Origin of the sequence: Streptomyces albidicamelliae (assembly GCF_025642175.1) — a bacterium.
Taxonomy (GTDB): domain Bacteria; phylum Actinomycetota; class Actinomycetes; order Streptomycetales; family Streptomycetaceae; genus Streptomyces; species Streptomyces albidocamelliae.
In genome coordinates, this window is record NZ_CP106795.1 from 7,821,420 (window position 1) to 7,835,934 (window position 14,515).

Sequence of the window (14,515 nt, forward strand, 5' to 3'; positions counted from 1 at the left end):
CCGGGCCCCGGCTACCGCTTCTCCAGCACCTCGTTCAGTGTGAGCGCCGCGTCGATGAGCGCCAGGTGCGTGAACGCCTGCGGAAAATTGCCGAGTTGACGGCCCGTCGGGTCGATCTCCTCGGAGTACAGGCCCAGATGGTTCGCGTAGCCCATCATCTTCTCGAACACCAGCCGGGCCCGGTTGGTGCGTCCCGCCCGGGCCAGGGCGTCGACGTACATGAACGTGCACAGCGAGAAGGTGCCCTCGGAGCCGCGCAGGCCGTCGGGGGAGGCCTCCGGGTTGTAGCGGTAGACCAGGCTGTCGCTGACCAGTTCCTGCTCCATCGCGTCGAGCGCCGACGTCCACAGCGGATCCTCGGGCGTGATGAACCCGACCGTGGACATGCGCAGCAGCGCGGAGTCGAGCACGTCGCCGCCGTAGTGCTGGACGAAGGCCTGCCGTCCCTCGCTCCAGCCCTTGGCCATGACCTGTTCGTAGATCGCGTCCCGTTCGCTGCTCCAGCGGGCGGTCGAGGCCGGGCGGCCGTGCGACTCGGCGAGGCGCAGCGCGCGGTCGAACGCCACCCACGACATGACGCGGCCGTAGGTGAAGTTCTTGCGGCCGCCGCGGGTCTCCCACAGACCCTCGCCCGCCTGGTCCCAGTGGTCGACCAGCCAGTCGAGGTTGGTCAGCAGCGAGGTCCATCCCTGGTGTCCCAGCCTGATCCCGTGCCGGTGCGCGAAGTAGATGCTGTCCAGTGCCTCGCCGTAGATGTCCAGCTGGAGCTGGTCGGCCGCGCCGTTGCCGATCCGCACGGGGGCCGAACGGGCGTAGCCCTCCCAGTGGTCGAGGGTCTCCTCGACCAGGTCGGAGGTGCCGTCGACCCGGTACATGATGTTCAGGGGCCCCGAATCGCCCTCGCTGCCGGCCCGTTCCTTCACCCGGTCGCCCAGCCAGCCGATGAACGCCTTCGCCTCCTCGGTGAACCCCAGCCCCAGCAGGGCGTACACGGAGAAGGAGGCGTCCCGGATCCAGGTGAACCGGTAGTCCCAGTTGCGCTCCCCGCCGAGCTGCTCGGGCAGCGCCGTGGTCGGGGCGGCCACCAGGGCACCGCTCGGGGCGTACGTCATGAGCTTCAGGGTGATCGCGGAGCGCTCCACCGTCTCCCGCCAGCGCCCCGAGTACTGCGACTGGCCCAGCCAGGAGCGCCAGAACCTGATGGTCTCCTCGAAGAGCTCCTGGTACTGCGCGAGGCGGATCTGCCGCGGGGGTCCGTCGGCGGCCGACTCCAGGACCAGCCCCCGCTGCTGGCCGGCCTCCAGCGTCAGGGTGAAGTGCAGGTCGTTCCCCCGGTCCGTGAGGACGTCCACCAGCCGTTCGTCCTCCGGTTCGCGGATGGGGTGCACGGTCAGTTCCGTGCCGTCCGCCGCCTCGAACAGCGCCCCGTGCTCGGTGATGTGCAGCCGGTGCGCCATGCGGCCGTAGTCGAACCGCGGAGCGATCTCGACGTCGAACGTCATGCTGCCGCGCACACAGCGCACCAGCCGGACGAGCCGGTGGCGGTCGGTGGCCGTCGTGCCCGTCACGGGCATGAAGTCCAGGACCTCGCCCGCGCCCGCCTCGGTCATGAAGCGGGTCACCAGGACCGCAGTGTCGGGCAGGTACAACTGCTTCGTCGCGTACATCTCGTGCACCGGCCGGACCGTGCAGTGGCCGCCCTTGTCCTTGTCCAGCAGCGCGCCGAACACGCTGGGCGAGTCGAACCGCGGGAGGCACAGCCAGTCGACCGTGCCGTCGGTGGTCACCAGCGCCGCTGTCTGCAGATCGCCGAGCAGACCGTGGTTCTCGATGAGCGGGTAGTCGTCCATCGGGCTGCCCCTTCCGGTGCGCGGTTCACCCGAACGCGTCCCTCCGGATCAGCGTAAGCCGGTGCCGCGGCTCCGGCCCGTCGGACTCGTCAGAGGTGAGATGCCCAGGTCAGGAGGGAGGGGACACGCTGTCAGCGCTGGCTCAGCGCTGCTTCCGCGCGGCGGGCCGCGTGGCGCCACACGCGCCGCTGCAGACGCAGGGTGACGACACCGACGGCGACGAGGACGGCGACGAGGACGGCCACGACCATGGAGAAGAAGTCCGGAGTGTCGATCAGATGGGACACGGGCCGTAGACCCCGCTGGAAGGCGGCGGACTGCAGGCCGAAGGCGCGCACCAGGGCCGCGAACCCGAACGTGACCACGATGGCCAGCGGAAAACCGGCCGTCAGCGCCTGCGTCCCCTCCCGCACCCTGGGGCGGCTACGGCGGTCCAGGCCGAGGGCGACGCTGGTGATCGCGTGGTACTCCGGGCCGACCACCATGGCCGCGACGATGAGGATCTGCGAGTTCGTCATGATGCCGACGGAGCCGATGAGGCTCGTGATGACCAGGAACAGAGCATCATGTCGACGTCGTCGACGGCGATCGACCCCGTACGGTCGATGCCCAGCCCGCGCAGATCGGCCAGCACGCCGTTCGCGGCGCCCGTCAGTACGTCGCACTCGACCGCGTCGCCGTCGGGCACATGTGCCGCTCGTACGACGACGAGGTTGAGGACGCGGTCGTGCGGGGCGAGCAGGTCCAGGACCGGCTGGGTGAGGTCGGGCGGCACCACCATCCGGAAGTGGATCAGGTCCATCCGCGACCTCCCGTGAGCGCGGACCGGATCGGCACGGCGGCCTCGCCGGCACACGCCTCCACTGTCGCCCGGCACGCGGGAACGCGCCGCCCGTACGGGTGCCGCCCCCCCGCACATGACCGCAACGGTCGTACTCACCAGGCGTGTCCGCCCGCTCTGGCGGATAGTGGTGGGCGGGAGGACTCCCCGGCAGCTTTCCCCGTCCCCCGGCACAGGAGGCTCGATGCCCGCTTCACGGTCCGTGGCCGCGCTCACCGGCATCGCCGTGCTCGGCCTCGCGCTCACCGCCTGCGAGGATCAGGCCAACGGTCAGATCGTCGCCCACAACGGCGCCCGGCACGTGCAGACCATCTCGAATCCGGTGACCGAGGGGTGCTACCGCTTCCGCGAGGGCGTGACCCGCGTCGACAACTTCACGACGAGCAGTCTGCTCATGTACACCACACCCGACTGCACGGTGCCGCCCGGCGGGGAGAGCATCTACCTGGACGGGCCGTCCTCCGACCAGGTCGTCCGGTCCACCGGCCTGTGGCGCAGTTTCTCCTTCGCCCCGGACTGACGCGCCCGCTCAGCCGTCGTCCAGCCCGTCGTCGCGGAGCCTGCGCCAGATGTGGGTGCGGTGCAGTACGTAGAGGGCGCCGAACAGGACGACCACCTGCAACGCGACCGCGAGCAGCCAGAAGATGGCCCTGCTCTCCATCTCGTCGGTCAGGTACGTGAAGTTCATGCCGAAGTACCCGGTGATGAACGTCAGCGGCAGGAAGATCGTAGACACGATGGCCAGCCGGTTGATCACACCGTTCTGCTCACCCGACACCAGGGAGGAGTAGCTGGCGAAGGCGCGCCGGTTGGCCTCCTGGAGGGACTGGATGTCGGTGAGCACCAGCCGGCCGGTGTGCTGGAACTCCCGGGCGAGCCGCTGCCGCTCCTCCGGGAAGGCGCGGTTGAGCACCCTGCGGTTGATGAGCTCGTCCGTCGCCTGGAGGTAGGGCAACAGGTGGTGGTGGAGCAGCGCGGAGCGCCGCCGCAGCTGGGACAGGCGGTAGACCTGCTGGGGGCGCCGGCTCTCGAACATCTCGTCCTCGAGGTCCTCGACCACGAGGAGGTCGGCGACCGCGGCCCGGCGGAAGGTGTCCAGGGCCTCCTCCAGCAGCAGGAACAGCAGGGACACGGTGTCGGGCGGGTTCTCCTGCCCGAGCCGCACGAGGAGACTCCCCAGGGGCTCGGCGGGCCCCCGGTGGAGTGTGATCAGGTGCCGCTCCGTCACGAGGACGTGCACGTGGTCCACCTGGCCCTCGTCGACGACGGGGACGACGAGTCCGGCCCGGTCGCCGAGGAACTGGGCCCGCGCCGGCTCACCCGCCCTGCCGAACCAGGGCGGAGCCTCGGCCGCGAGTCCGAGCCCGTCGACGACCGGTCCCGCCTCGCTCGCCGGATCGTCGGGCAGCTGGACGTCGACGAGCAGGAAGTCGGATGCGGCGAGGCGGTCACGCGCCTCCGCCAGGTCCGTGCCCGTGGTGGTCCCCGCGGGCATCGACACCACCGACACGATCATCTCGTCTCTCCGTCGCCCGTCGGTCGTAGCTTCCACGGGGGGCACACTCCGGCGTCCCCGCCGCTGACACACGCAGGCGCAGCGACGGGTGCCTCGAACGGGTGAGGGCGGCGAGGAGGTCGGTGCAAGCGCCGCCCGGGACGGGACGGCCGGGGTCAGCCGCTGTGGACGCCGACGTCGTACAGCGAGTAGCCCCACTGGGTGCCGCGTTCCGTGCCGGTGACACGGACGTAGCGGGCCGGTGTGCCGGCGAACCGCGCGGTGTCGAGACCGCCGTCACCGGAGGTCGTCGACCAGGCGGTCCGCCAGTTCTCGCCGTCCGTGGAGAGCTCGACGCGGTACGACTTCCCGTACGCGCGTTCCCAGTCGAGGGTGACCCGGCCGACCAGGTGGGTGGAGCCCAGGTCGATCCGCAGCCACTGCCCGTCGCTCCAGCCGCTGGCCCAGCGGGTGTCGCGGCTGCCGTCCACGGCCCGGCCCGGCGCGTAGCTGGTGAACGGGTTCCACTCGGTCGAACTGGCCGTCGCCGGGGCGCCCTTGGCCAGATCGGTGGCCGCCTGGTGCCGCTCGGTCGCTCCCCAGGTGCCGAGGTAGGACTCCGCCCCGCGGAAGAGGTCGTCGACCACGTCCTGTCCGCCCACGAGCCGGATGTCCTCGATCCAGTCCGGTACGAGGCCGTAGTGCGCGGCTCCGTCGGTGTTCAGGTCCCAGGTGCGCTCGCCGGTGGTCTGCCGGTCGATCAGGGAGCCTCCGTCGACGCTGCGGAAGGGGTACTTGACCGGGTTGGCGGTGTCGGCACCGCGGGGTCCGGGCCAGCCGCCCACGCCGTTCATGTCCGTGCCGTAGCCGTACCCGACGTGGTACTTGTCGCGCAGTGCCTCCGTGCGCTTCGCCTCGGCGCTGAAGCCCTCCGAGCCGTGCATGTACTGGGCGATGAAGCCGCCGAGGCGGTAGACCCGTTCGGTCCAGTTCAGGTCCATCCAGCTGTGCGAGGAGATGACACCGGGATAGGACTCAGCCTCGAAGATGTCGAGCACGCGGCCGACGGCCTTGACGCTCATGTGGTCGACTTCCAGCATCATCTTCCGCTTCATCATGCCGCGCACGGCGTACTCGCCGAGGTCGGTGAGCCCGCGGGTGTTGCACCGGGCGTCCGCCGCGTAGGAGGGGACGGTCACGCCCGCCGGGAGCTTCGCCTCGGCGCCGGCGGCCGCGGCGTTGCCGATGGGGTTGTCGGCCTGCGGCCCCGCGCACTTCTCCGTCTTCCAGAAGGTGCCGGTGGACAGGAACTGCCCGACGTTGATCGCCGTCCCGAGGCTGCCCGAGTCGAAGCGCACCCCGCACAGCGCGTTGTCGAACTTGTGGCAGAGGAACATGCTGCGCACGCCCAGCGCGTACAGCTCGTCCAGCCCCGCGTCGATGTCGTGCTTGTCGCACTGGGCGATGTCCAGGACCTGCTTGCAGCCGAAGGGTTCGGAGGTCTCCACGCCCAGGATGACCGCCAGCTTGCCCTGCTTGATCACCTCGCGGGCCTGCGCGCTGTCGGTGACGATCCGGAACCAGCCCTTGCCGGTGCCGCCGTACATCTTGTCGACGTAGGCCTGGAGTTCGTACGTCATCTTCGCCTGGAGCCGGATGGACGTCATCTCGTCGCAGCCGCGGTCCTTGAAGAAGTAGACCGAGCAGATCACGCCGTTGGTGACGAGGTCGTTGACGAGCACCCGCTGGCCGCCGCGCCAGGCCCGTTCCACCCACGCGTAGTAGTTCTGCTGGTGGGTCAGCGAGTCGTGCGCGGGCCAGTCCTTGAACGTGGGCCAGCCGACCGGGTCGTGCCGGCCGTCACCGCCCTTGGTGATGAAGTCGAAGACGGCGAGCGAGCCGTCGGGGTAGTGCTCCGGGCAGTCCTTGAGCGCGTCGGCGATCCCCGCGGGCGAGAACGTCCTGCCGCAGATGAGGCGCCCGCCGAAGCCCTCGTTGGCGAACAGGTGGTCGTGGGCGTCGACGAAGCCGCGCACCCTGCCCTGGGCGTCGGTGCCCGTGAACGGCTCGCCGGTGACATCGATCCCCGAGTCCGGTGCGGGCCGGGAGACGGGCACCCACCACTCGTTCGCCGCCGCGGAACTCGGCGTCGGGCCGAGGACGCAGGCGAGTACGAGAAGGAGCAGCGACACGACGGTCACTTCTTTGCGGCGGTACGGCCTGACACCTGCGCTCACGACCCACGTCCCTCGGTCGGCGGTCCGATTGTCATGTACTGGGCGGTCTGCTGCCCAGGAAGGATCGCTACTGACGCGTAGGAAATCAAGACTCGTGCGGGGGGTGGGGGAGCGGGCAGGTCGCCCCGGGGGGCGACCTGAACTCGGATCTCGCCGTCGCCGCGACCGCTACTTCGAGGGCCCCACGGGGCTCGGCCCCGACTGTCTGGTCCCGCTCGCCGAGGCCTAGAACGCCAGCGCCAACACCTGGTCGGCAGGGGAGCGCGAGGCCTGCTCCAACGAGCGCCCAGCATGGGGCCTCCCGCACGGTGGAAGGCCCAGCCGCTGCGTCTCGTCGCACAGCACCCGGGTCAGCTTCCGGCGAGAGCTTCTTTTCTCATGCTCGACGCCGGCAGGAGGGCGGCGGGGGCATCGTGGCCGAGGGCTGTGTTGAGTTGGCCGCGGGGCTGCTCGGTGGCGATGCGGGGGGGGGCGTCGTCCAGGGCTTCCGGCGCCGCGATTGCTGCGAGTGACGACCTCGGATCCCGTGCGCCGTCCTCCGGGTTCGGCCGGCTGGCTGCTGTCACAACACCACTCTCAGGGTGTCATTATTTGGATGACATCTGAGCTTGTCATCCATTGGATGACATGTTACAACGGATTCCGTGCAGCGCATTGGCAGCTACTGCCTGAAGCCCTGGAGGTGTTTTTCCGATGTTGATGCGCACCGACCCCTTCCGTGAGCTCGACCGGCTGGCCCAGCAGCTGACAGGCCCGGCGACCTGGTCGCGGCCGTCCGCGATGGCGATGGACGCCTACCGCGAGGGGGACGAGTACGTCGTCGCTTTCGATCTCCCCGGCGTCACCGCGGAGGCGATCGACATCGACGTCGAACGGAACATGCTGACCGTCAAGGCGGAACGCCGGCCCGTGGCGAAGTCCGACGACGTGCAGATGGAACTCTCCGAACGGCCCCTGGGCGTCTTCTCCCGCCAGATCGTCCTGGCCGACACGCTGGACACTGAGCGCATCTCCGCCCACTACGAGGCCGGGGTCCTCACCCTTCGCATCCCGATCGCCGAGCGGGCGAAGCCCCGCAAGATCGCCATCAGCGGCGGAGCGGACCGCAAGGAGATCTCCGGCTGAGCCGGACGCTGAACGGCAGCGGAGGGCCGGCATCCGACCCTCTCCCCCCGCCCTCCGCGCCGCAGCGCCCGTCCGGCCGACCCGGCCTGCCACCGACAGCCACGCGCCAAGACGGCTCGGCCGGCGGCGCGAGGCCGAGCGGGGATCCGGCCCCTCGCCAACCCGGACGCGTCGACGGCCCTGGCACTTTCCGCGCGCCACGGCGGACCAAGGGCACCAACACGGGACGCAGGGGATTCGCACAGCGGACGCGCTCATACGGGATGCAGGAATGGGAGGTGACGGGCGGTGGACCGGCCAGAGGGAAGGCTGAACGCGCACGACATGATCGACTGGTTGCTGGACACCGCCTCCGTACGCGACTTCCTGCAGCACCTCGTCGACGACGCGGTTTCCGTCTCAGGGGCGGACGGCTGCGGCGTCACGATCCAGCGGCGGCACCGGCCGCTGACCGTGGTCAGCACCGGGGGAGTGGCCGAAAAGCTGGACGAGAAGCAGTACGGCCAGGACGACGGACCCTGTCTGCAAGCCCTTCGCACGGCCCGGCCCGTACACGTGGCGGACACACTGAAAGAGGACCGCTGGGGCTCCTACCCCGCGTTCGCCGCCAACCTGGGCATCCGCTCCTCACTGTCCCTGCCGATCCCCGTCCACACCCACACCGCGGGCGCCCTGAACTTCTACGCCGCCGACCCGCACGCATTCTCCCAGGACGACCGGCACACGCTGGCGTCGTTCGCGGCCCAGGCCGGCGGCGGGATCGCGTTGGCCCAGCGGCTCGCCGACACAGCGGACTTCACCCACGACCTGCAGGCCGCGCTCTCCTCCCGCCGCATCATCGACCAGGCCATCGGCAGCATCATGCAACAGCAACGGTGCACCGAGGAGGAGGCCTTCGACCTCCTGCGCCGGCTCTCGCAGCAGACCAACCTCAAGCTCAACGACGTCTGCACCCGCCTGCTCACCGAGCTGGCGGGGCGACCCCCCACCACCCGACCTCCGCTGCGCCCCCGACTCTGACGAGCGCCCCGAGACGGCGCACGCGTCAGCGTGAATCCGACCCCTGCCGGGCGGCCCGCTGGCATCCGGGGTGCACTGGTCTTTGTCGCGGCGTCAGTTCCTCAAGGCGGTTACACGCCACGAGGGGTGTCGTTGTTGCGCGGGCTGTGATGCACACGAAGCCGCGTGGGCAGGCGCTCTGGTCCCTCGTGCACCGTGGGGGTGCCCGCGGTGGTCGCGGCCTGGGCCGGGTACACATCCGCCTAGTGACCGGCGCTGGAAGAAGGAAGGTGGGTCGTCCGGCCGAGGGCCGAAGATCAGGATCTCGGCGCCGCCTTGGGAGACTGCCGGGTCCAGATCTCAGCCCTCCGGCCGCGGGACTACGCCTACTGGTACGAGCAGCAGCACCCTGGGCGGAGAGATCGTCCCTCGCATCGCGGCTCGCTCCTCGTAGCTCATGCGGCCGGAGGTGCGCGACTGGGGGCGACCGTCCGTGGTGGAGGATTGCCCTGTGCATGCTCTCTTCGAAGATCCCGGGCTCCGTCGCGTCTCGCTGGGCGAGTACCCCCTGTGGGACGAGGCTCTTGCGCTCCTCAACCGGGACGTGGCAGCGACCCTTCCTGAGCAGGGGCCCCTGCGACTGGTGGCCCAGCCCTCCTACGAGGCGGGCGAGCCGGAGTACGTCTACGTTGCGCTGGCCAGTGGCGAGTGGCACGGCGGTCACCTGTACCCAAAGGCGGCCGAAGACCTTGCTCATGCCTTGGCGATCGTCGCCGACGCCGCGCAGGACACCGTCACTGAGTGTCTGTGGCAGGCGTGGCCCCTGTGCGTCGAACACAACCTGGGCGTGCACGCGCACGAGGTCCAGGGGCAGCTCTCCTGGTGGTGCGCCGGAGAGAGGGCGCGTTTCGGGCCGGCCCACACCCTCGGGCCGGCCCACACCCTCGGGGCGGCCCACATCCTCGGGGCGGCCCACATCCTCGCGGCCGTGGGCGCGCTCGGCAGCCTCTGAGCCGCCCGCATCGCCGCGACCGCAGGCGATGGGTGGTAGATCGGCGTCAGCTTGCTCGGCAGCCCCGCCGGGCTTTGCGTTGCTGGTGCACCCTCCTGCCCAGCGGGAACGCGGTCGTGACCCCACCTGCGTTCCGACGTCATCGAGCCAGACCAGGGACTGTGGCCGTAGACGCGGGTGCGCGGGAACGCCGCGACGGTGACGGGGGCGGGGGCCGGAGAACAGCAGCGGCTCCGACTCCGCCACGCCGCTCTCTCGGCCTGCGGCCCTTCCGGACCGGTGCCGGTGGGGACGCCGGTGATGATGCGCCCGTCCTCGTCCCGTGGGACGTGCACCTTGCGCGTCCCACGGGTGAGGCCCCAGGTTGGCGAGTTGTTCGGTGAGGTGTTCGGAGTGGGAGCGCAGGCCTTGGAGGACGGCGACGAGGGGGCAAAGGAGGCGCGGTGACGCGATAATCGACAGCCGCGATATCCGGCCGCTCGGCCTCGGCCGCCTCGGTCATCAGCCGCTGCAACCGCTGCGTTTTACAACCGGGCGCGGTGAGCGAATGTCATGGATGCACGAGAACGTGGCCGTGGCGCGACGCGAGAACGAATAAAGGGCACCCGGAATTGGTCTCCGGACGTGAATTCCGCGCACCCGGTGAATCCGATTCCGTGAAGGAACGGAAAGCCTTCCGTGGTGCGCGACTCGTCGGCCCTCCGGCTCCCCGAATGCGTCGTGATCGACGAGCGTGCGCTGATGCGCGCAGGGGGCGAAAGGCCTCTGACACCTCGCCCCCGCCCGGAACGCCTTCCGTTCCGGGCGGGGGTGGGTGACAGCGCGGGTCAGCGGGTGAACGTGACCCGGTTCTCCTTCAGGGAGGCGCAGTTGGAGCCGGTGACCTGCACGTACACGTTCTTGATGTTGCCGCCCCAGTCCACGCAGTGAGCCTTGCCGTAGACGTACGTCGGACCCGCGTACGAGGTGTACACGCCGTAGTCCTCGTCACCCTGGTCGGTGTCGGAGACGTACACCCACGCCGACATGGAGAGGGTGGTGCCCGGGTTGTTGCGGATGGTCGTTACGCAGTTCCTGCCGTTCGTCGCGTTGTACGTCAGGTACACAGTGCCCAGCGAGCCGACGGGTGCGGAGTTGACCGTCTTGTAACCGCTTCCGCAGACCTTCTGCGGGGTGGTGTTGGCCGCCGCGGAAGCCGGTGCCGCCAATGCGGTCGTGGCTCCCACGGAGAGGGCCGCCAAGGCGGTGGCGGCCAGAGCGGAACGAGTGAATCGCATTTCTCCCCCTAGTAAGTCCTGGAGGTAATTGCTCCTTGCATCATGTGACCCGCGGAGGAACGGATTGGTTGTACCGCTGTCCGCGGGATATTTCGAAACGGGGTCACGCCTGCGCGGTCCGCGGCCGGCCGGGCGCCCAGACTGGGGCCATGAACGAAGAAGACGGCACCCTGCTGGCCCGCGGACGTGTGGCGACCAGGCTCCCGGCCCAGGACCTGGACCGGGCACGGCGCTTCTACGCCGAGCGGCTCGGACTGCGGCCCGCCGAGGAAGGACCCGGCGGGCTGCTGTACCGGTGCGCAGGCGCGGAGTTCCAGGTGTTCCACTCGGCGGGAGCCTCGTCCGGCGGCTTCACGCAGATGTCCTGGGAGGTCGACGACATCGAGGCGGTCGTCGCGGAACTCCGGGGGCGCGGCGTGGAGTTCGAGGAGTTCGGGCTGCCCCCCGTGTACGGCGGCGCGCACACCCGGGACGGGATCGTGGACGTCGAGGGGTACCTGAGCTCCCGTGCGCCGGGCCCGCGGCGGGCACGGGGCGCCTGGTTCCGGGACAGCGAGGGGAACATGCTGGGCATCGGACAGACCGTGGACTGACCGGCCCACCTGTCCGGCCGCCGGCCGGCTCAGCGGACGATGCGGTGCTTCCGCCCGCCGCGCCGGAACCGCGTCGCGGCGTAGACGAGGTCGAGGACGAGCACGACGGCGCCGATGATCAGCAGGAAGAACAGGCCGTGGACGGCGAACCCGATGATGCCCAGGACGAGGGCCACCAGAATCAGCAACAGGAACAAGACCATCGGATCTCCCGATTCCCGCGGTGCGTCAGCGGCGGCCGAGGCGTCGTTCGCCGCCGGCGCCCGCCGCGTAGTCCAGCTCGTAGTAGGCGAAGACGCCCGGCTCCTCGGCGGCCGGCAGTTCCCCGTCCGTTTCGATCGACGGGGCCTTCTTGACCACGTCCTTGCTGTGGGCGACCTTCACGTAGCCCGGCCCCACCGTGGCGCCGGACAGGGGGACGAACGCCAGACGGCGGCGGGTGGGCATGCCCACGGTCACCGTGGCGAAGAAGGCCCGGTCGGTCGCCGTGTCCACGTAGACCGACTCCAGCGTGCCGATCTTGTGGCCGTCCCGGTCCACCACGTCGTGTCCCCGCCATTCACGGATGTCTCCAGCCTCGAACATCATGACCTCCACCAGCGGGGTACCCCCGATCGCGCGTGTGATGTCGGCGCCGGCCGGCGCGCGGTCCGCGGGTACGGCCCGCCTGGTCAGCCCTCGTCCAGGGGGTCGTGCCCCCAGTTCATCAGCGAGTGCCGCCACCGGCTGTCCCGTACGTCCCCGGACGGGCGCTGGGCCAGGTGGCGGTGGACGTACCCGTTGACCTTGCGCATGTGGGCGTAGTCGGCGTCCGTGAGATCGCCCTTCTTCTTGCGCAGGATCTCCACGATGGCGCGGCCCGAGGCGTGCCCGGTCGACTCGCCGCCGTCCTTGTGCTGCCCCGCCGACCGCGACGCGTCGGTCGCCAGCCACTTCTCCAGGGCGGCCGGCGTCATGTTGACCAGTTCGCCGAAGGTGTCCCGGGTCTCGCGCTTGTCGTCGTCGCTCGTCGTGTCGGCCACTGCCGCCACCTCTTCCTCGCGGGTGCGTGCGCCCTCCGATCCTCAGTCAGGGGCGCGGCGTCCGCACCCGGGCGGCCGGGGCCGTGCGCGGGGCTCCCGGACCACCACCCGCCCGGGGGTCCTCCGCGTGCGCGACGGCCCGGCCCGGGCGAAGGTGGCTCCATGGACCAGGTGACCGTGTTTCCGCCCGCGGAGGACGGTGGCCGCCGCGTCCGCATCGGCCGGTCCTTCGCCGGGATGGCGTACACGCTCATCGACATCGTCGAGTTCCTGCGGGCCGCCGGTCTGGAGGACGTCGAGCCGGTGGACGTCGCGAACGCCGAGTGGATCGAGTGGCGGGGCGCCGGCCCGGAGACCTGGCAGCACTGACCCGCCCGGGAACGCTCCGTCGGCCCGACGGCACCGCTCTGTGACCAATTCCCTCGTCCGGTCGGCCTCAACTGGTCACCGGGCCGGCCCTCGGCATCGGATACTCGATCAGTCCATGATCGGCGGTCGCGGCCGGCGATCGCCGTCGCGAGCGCCCGAAAGGCAGATCTCAGCGTGTTCCACGAAACCCCGATCTTCAACCGCCTCGTCGCCGAGCGCGGTGACGTCCCCGCGCAGGTCCGTGACGAGGCCAACCGCGTCCGCGACCAGCTCTCCCGGGTGCTGCCCTCGGCGCCCTGGCCCGTCGCGAACGTGCCGCGGCAACGGGCGCACGCGCCCGGCGGGAACCTCCCGCCCGGCTCCCTGTGAGCAGTGCGGACCGATCGGCCGCGCCCGGACACCGGGCGCCCGGAGAGGCCGGTGCCGAACGTTCGGCTGCCGGCCTCCGCGCTTCAATCCCTCACGCCCGCGCAGCCGTCCCGCACTTCGCCCCGCGCGCACGCGCAGCCGCCGACGCGGCGGACCGGGCCGGGCACCCGTGGCGCCGGAGCAGTCCACGCTACGAGCGGGTAACCGGGAGGTGAGACGTGTCATCAGGCGCTTGAGTCGTGGAATCCATAACGATCTTGGCGCAAACCTTGCGTACCGCCCCGTCCCCTTTAGCCTCCCGGCATGGGATTTCTTTCAGGTCGCCGCAAAAGGTCGCGCCTTGCCCCGGAACTGGACGACCAGGACCTCGGCAGGCTGCTGAAGTCGCTGATGGCGACGACGAAGACCGGAATGATCGCGACGACGGACCTGTGCGTGGCGCAGATCTCCCGGCTCCTGGAGGACCAGGACCGCGGGGACTGGGACCGCCGGGCGCACCGGATGGGCGTACTCGCCGACTACCTGACCGAAACGCAGCTGTCGCGCGCGTGGGCCGCCCGGGAACCGCGCAACGCGGACGCGCTCGCACTGCACGCCTGGACGCAGGTCGTGCGCGGCCGCCGGCAGGGTTCCCTCGAAGACGCCGACGGAGTCGTGGACTTGTGCCTCCGGGCGGCCGAGACGTCCCCGGACGACCCGACCCCCTGGGTCATCCTGCTGGCCGTCGCCCGCCTCGAGGTCTGGGAGCAGTCGCAGGTCTTCGGCGTGTGGAACGAGGTCCTCGCGCGCGACCGCTGGAACCGCGAGGCCTACCTCGGCATGCTCGGCTACCTCAGCCCGGAGGAGGCCGGATCGCGCGTGCAGGTACTGGAGTTCGTGGACTCCCTGAGCCTGCGCATGCCGGCGAACGTGCCCTGCGTGGCCACCGAACTCACCGCGCAGGTCCACCAGTACCACTCGCTCATGGGCCGGGGCGGGGTGGAGGCACTGGTGGCCCGTAACCACTGGTCGCAGCCGATGGCCGTCCAGGCCGTCGACAAGGTGGCCCACACGTGGGCGCAGCCCGGGTTCCTCCGTCACGCCAGGGCCCTCGCGGACCTCAACGTCCTCGCCTACGCGTTGATGGCCGCCGACCGGCGCCGGGAGGCCGCCGCGGTCTTCGAGGCGCTCGGCGGCGTGGTCACGGCGTGGCCCTGGCAGGCCGACGGCGACCCGCTGACCGAGTTCGAGCAGGCGCACCGCAGGGCCGCGGCCGGCATCTGACGGCCGGTGGGGCCGACGGGCCGGTGCGGCGCGGCCCCCAACGCGTGGACGCCGTCGGGGGGA

17 protein-coding genes are annotated in these 14,515 nt (G+C 70.5%); 8 read left to right on the forward strand and 9 right to left on the reverse strand.

Annotation, left to right across the window (positions count from 1 at the left end; genetic code table 11):
* Positions 1 to 11: 11 nt before the first annotated feature.
* The 3 genes from N8I86_RS35330 to N8I86_RS35340 form a co-directional block, all read right to left on the reverse strand.
* Complete coding sequence (locus N8I86_RS35330; RefSeq protein WP_073897962.1) at positions 12 to 1,850, reverse strand: glycoside hydrolase family 15 protein; 1,839 nt, start codon at positions 1,848 to 1,850, stop codon at positions 12 to 14.
* 131 nt (positions 1,851 to 1,981) lie between these two features.
* Positions 1,982 to 2,368: a DUF389 domain-containing protein gene (locus N8I86_RS35335; RefSeq protein ID WP_263279676.1), complete on the reverse strand. Its 387-nt coding sequence runs from the start codon at positions 2,366 to 2,368 to the stop codon at positions 1,982 to 1,984.
* The gene (locus tag N8I86_RS35340; protein ID WP_263279677.1) at positions 2,365 to 2,652 is read right to left on the reverse strand and encodes a hypothetical protein; all 288 of its coding nucleotides are present in this window, start codon (positions 2,650 to 2,652) and stop codon (positions 2,365 to 2,367) included. Before N8I86_RS35340 ends, N8I86_RS35335 begins: the two co-directional genes overlap by 4 nt.
* Positions 2,653 to 2,875: 223 nt before the next feature.
* Here N8I86_RS35340 and N8I86_RS35345 point away from each other — a divergent pair, with 223 nt between their 5' ends.
* Entirely contained in the window at positions 2,876 to 3,211 is a 336-nt protein-coding gene (locus N8I86_RS35345) for a hypothetical protein (protein WP_143611341.1), read from the forward strand.
* Positions 3,212 to 3,220: 9 nt separating this feature from the next.
* Here N8I86_RS35345 and N8I86_RS35350 read toward each other — a convergent pair whose 3' ends face one another.
* Positions 3,221 to 4,207, reverse strand: coding sequence for a CorA family divalent cation transporter (locus N8I86_RS35350; protein ID WP_260148938.1), 987 nt, complete (start codon positions 4,205 to 4,207; stop codon positions 3,221 to 3,223).
* Between the two features lie 155 nt (positions 4,208 to 4,362).
* Positions 4,363 to 6,387: a galactose-binding domain-containing protein gene (locus tag N8I86_RS35355; protein WP_263280207.1), complete on the reverse strand. Its 2,025-nt coding sequence runs from the start codon at positions 6,385 to 6,387 to the stop codon at positions 4,363 to 4,365.
* 729 nt (positions 6,388 to 7,116) lie between these two features.
* Between N8I86_RS35355 and N8I86_RS35360 the strand changes: the two genes are divergently transcribed.
* The 3 genes from N8I86_RS35360 to N8I86_RS35370 all read left to right on the forward strand — a co-directional run bounded on the left by N8I86_RS35360 (position 7,117) and on the right by N8I86_RS35370 (position 9,559).
* Positions 7,117 to 7,548 (forward strand): Hsp20/alpha crystallin family protein, encoded by a 432-nt coding sequence (locus N8I86_RS35360; protein ID WP_073897968.1) that lies wholly within the window; start codon positions 7,117 to 7,119, stop codon positions 7,546 to 7,548.
* Between the two features lie 324 nt (positions 7,549 to 7,872).
* Positions 7,873 to 8,568 carry a GAF and ANTAR domain-containing protein gene (locus tag N8I86_RS35365; RefSeq protein ID WP_073899023.1) on the forward strand — a complete coding sequence of 232 codons (696 nt, stop codon included), beginning with the start codon at positions 7,873 to 7,875 and terminating at the stop codon, positions 8,566 to 8,568.
* 490 nt (positions 8,569 to 9,058) lie between these two features.
* Positions 9,059 to 9,559, forward strand: coding sequence for a hypothetical protein (locus N8I86_RS35370; protein WP_263279678.1), 501 nt, complete (start codon positions 9,059 to 9,061; stop codon positions 9,557 to 9,559).
* An 827-nt stretch (positions 9,560 to 10,386) separates the two neighbouring features.
* Here the strand turns inward: N8I86_RS35370 and N8I86_RS35375 are convergent.
* Positions 10,387 to 10,836 (reverse strand): spore-associated protein, encoded by a 450-nt coding sequence (locus N8I86_RS35375; RefSeq protein ID WP_263279679.1) that lies wholly within the window; start codon positions 10,834 to 10,836, stop codon positions 10,387 to 10,389.
* 149 nt (positions 10,837 to 10,985) lie between these two features.
* On the opposite strand from N8I86_RS35375, the gene N8I86_RS35380 reads away from it, so the two are divergent.
* On the forward strand, positions 10,986 to 11,429 hold the full coding sequence (locus N8I86_RS35380) for a VOC family protein (RefSeq protein ID WP_263279680.1): 444 nt from the start codon (positions 10,986 to 10,988) through the stop codon (positions 11,427 to 11,429).
* A gap of 29 nt (positions 11,430 to 11,458) precedes the next feature.
* Here N8I86_RS35380 and N8I86_RS35385 read toward each other — a convergent pair whose 3' ends face one another.
* The 3 genes from N8I86_RS35385 to N8I86_RS35395 form a co-directional block, all read right to left on the reverse strand.
* On the reverse strand, positions 11,459 to 11,632 hold the full coding sequence (locus N8I86_RS35385; RefSeq protein ID WP_185091699.1) for a hypothetical protein: 174 nt from the start codon (positions 11,630 to 11,632) through the stop codon (positions 11,459 to 11,461).
* A 25-nt stretch (positions 11,633 to 11,657) separates the two neighbouring features.
* Positions 11,658 to 12,014: a PRC-barrel domain-containing protein gene (locus tag N8I86_RS35390; RefSeq protein ID WP_073897976.1), complete on the reverse strand. Its 357-nt coding sequence runs from the start codon at positions 12,012 to 12,014 to the stop codon at positions 11,658 to 11,660.
* Positions 12,015 to 12,100: 86 nt separating this feature from the next.
* Positions 12,101 to 12,451, reverse strand: coding sequence for a DUF3140 domain-containing protein (locus N8I86_RS35395; protein ID WP_123440877.1), 351 nt, complete (start codon positions 12,449 to 12,451; stop codon positions 12,101 to 12,103).
* Positions 12,452 to 12,613: 162 nt separating this feature from the next.
* Between N8I86_RS35395 and N8I86_RS35400 the strand changes: the two genes are divergently transcribed.
* From N8I86_RS35400 to N8I86_RS35410, 3 genes are all read left to right on the forward strand, one after another.
* Positions 12,614 to 12,820 carry a hypothetical protein gene (locus tag N8I86_RS35400; RefSeq protein ID WP_073897980.1) on the forward strand — a complete coding sequence of 69 codons (207 nt, stop codon included), beginning with the start codon at positions 12,614 to 12,616 and terminating at the stop codon, positions 12,818 to 12,820.
* 174 nt (positions 12,821 to 12,994) lie between these two features.
* Positions 12,995 to 13,189 carry a hypothetical protein gene (locus N8I86_RS35405; RefSeq protein WP_073897982.1) on the forward strand — a complete coding sequence of 65 codons (195 nt, stop codon included), beginning with the start codon at positions 12,995 to 12,997 and terminating at the stop codon, positions 13,187 to 13,189.
* A gap of 303 nt (positions 13,190 to 13,492) precedes the next feature.
* Positions 13,493 to 14,452: a hypothetical protein gene (locus N8I86_RS35410; protein ID WP_073897984.1), complete on the forward strand. Its 960-nt coding sequence runs from the start codon at positions 13,493 to 13,495 to the stop codon at positions 14,450 to 14,452.
* Positions 14,453 to 14,515 lie beyond the last annotated feature (63 nt).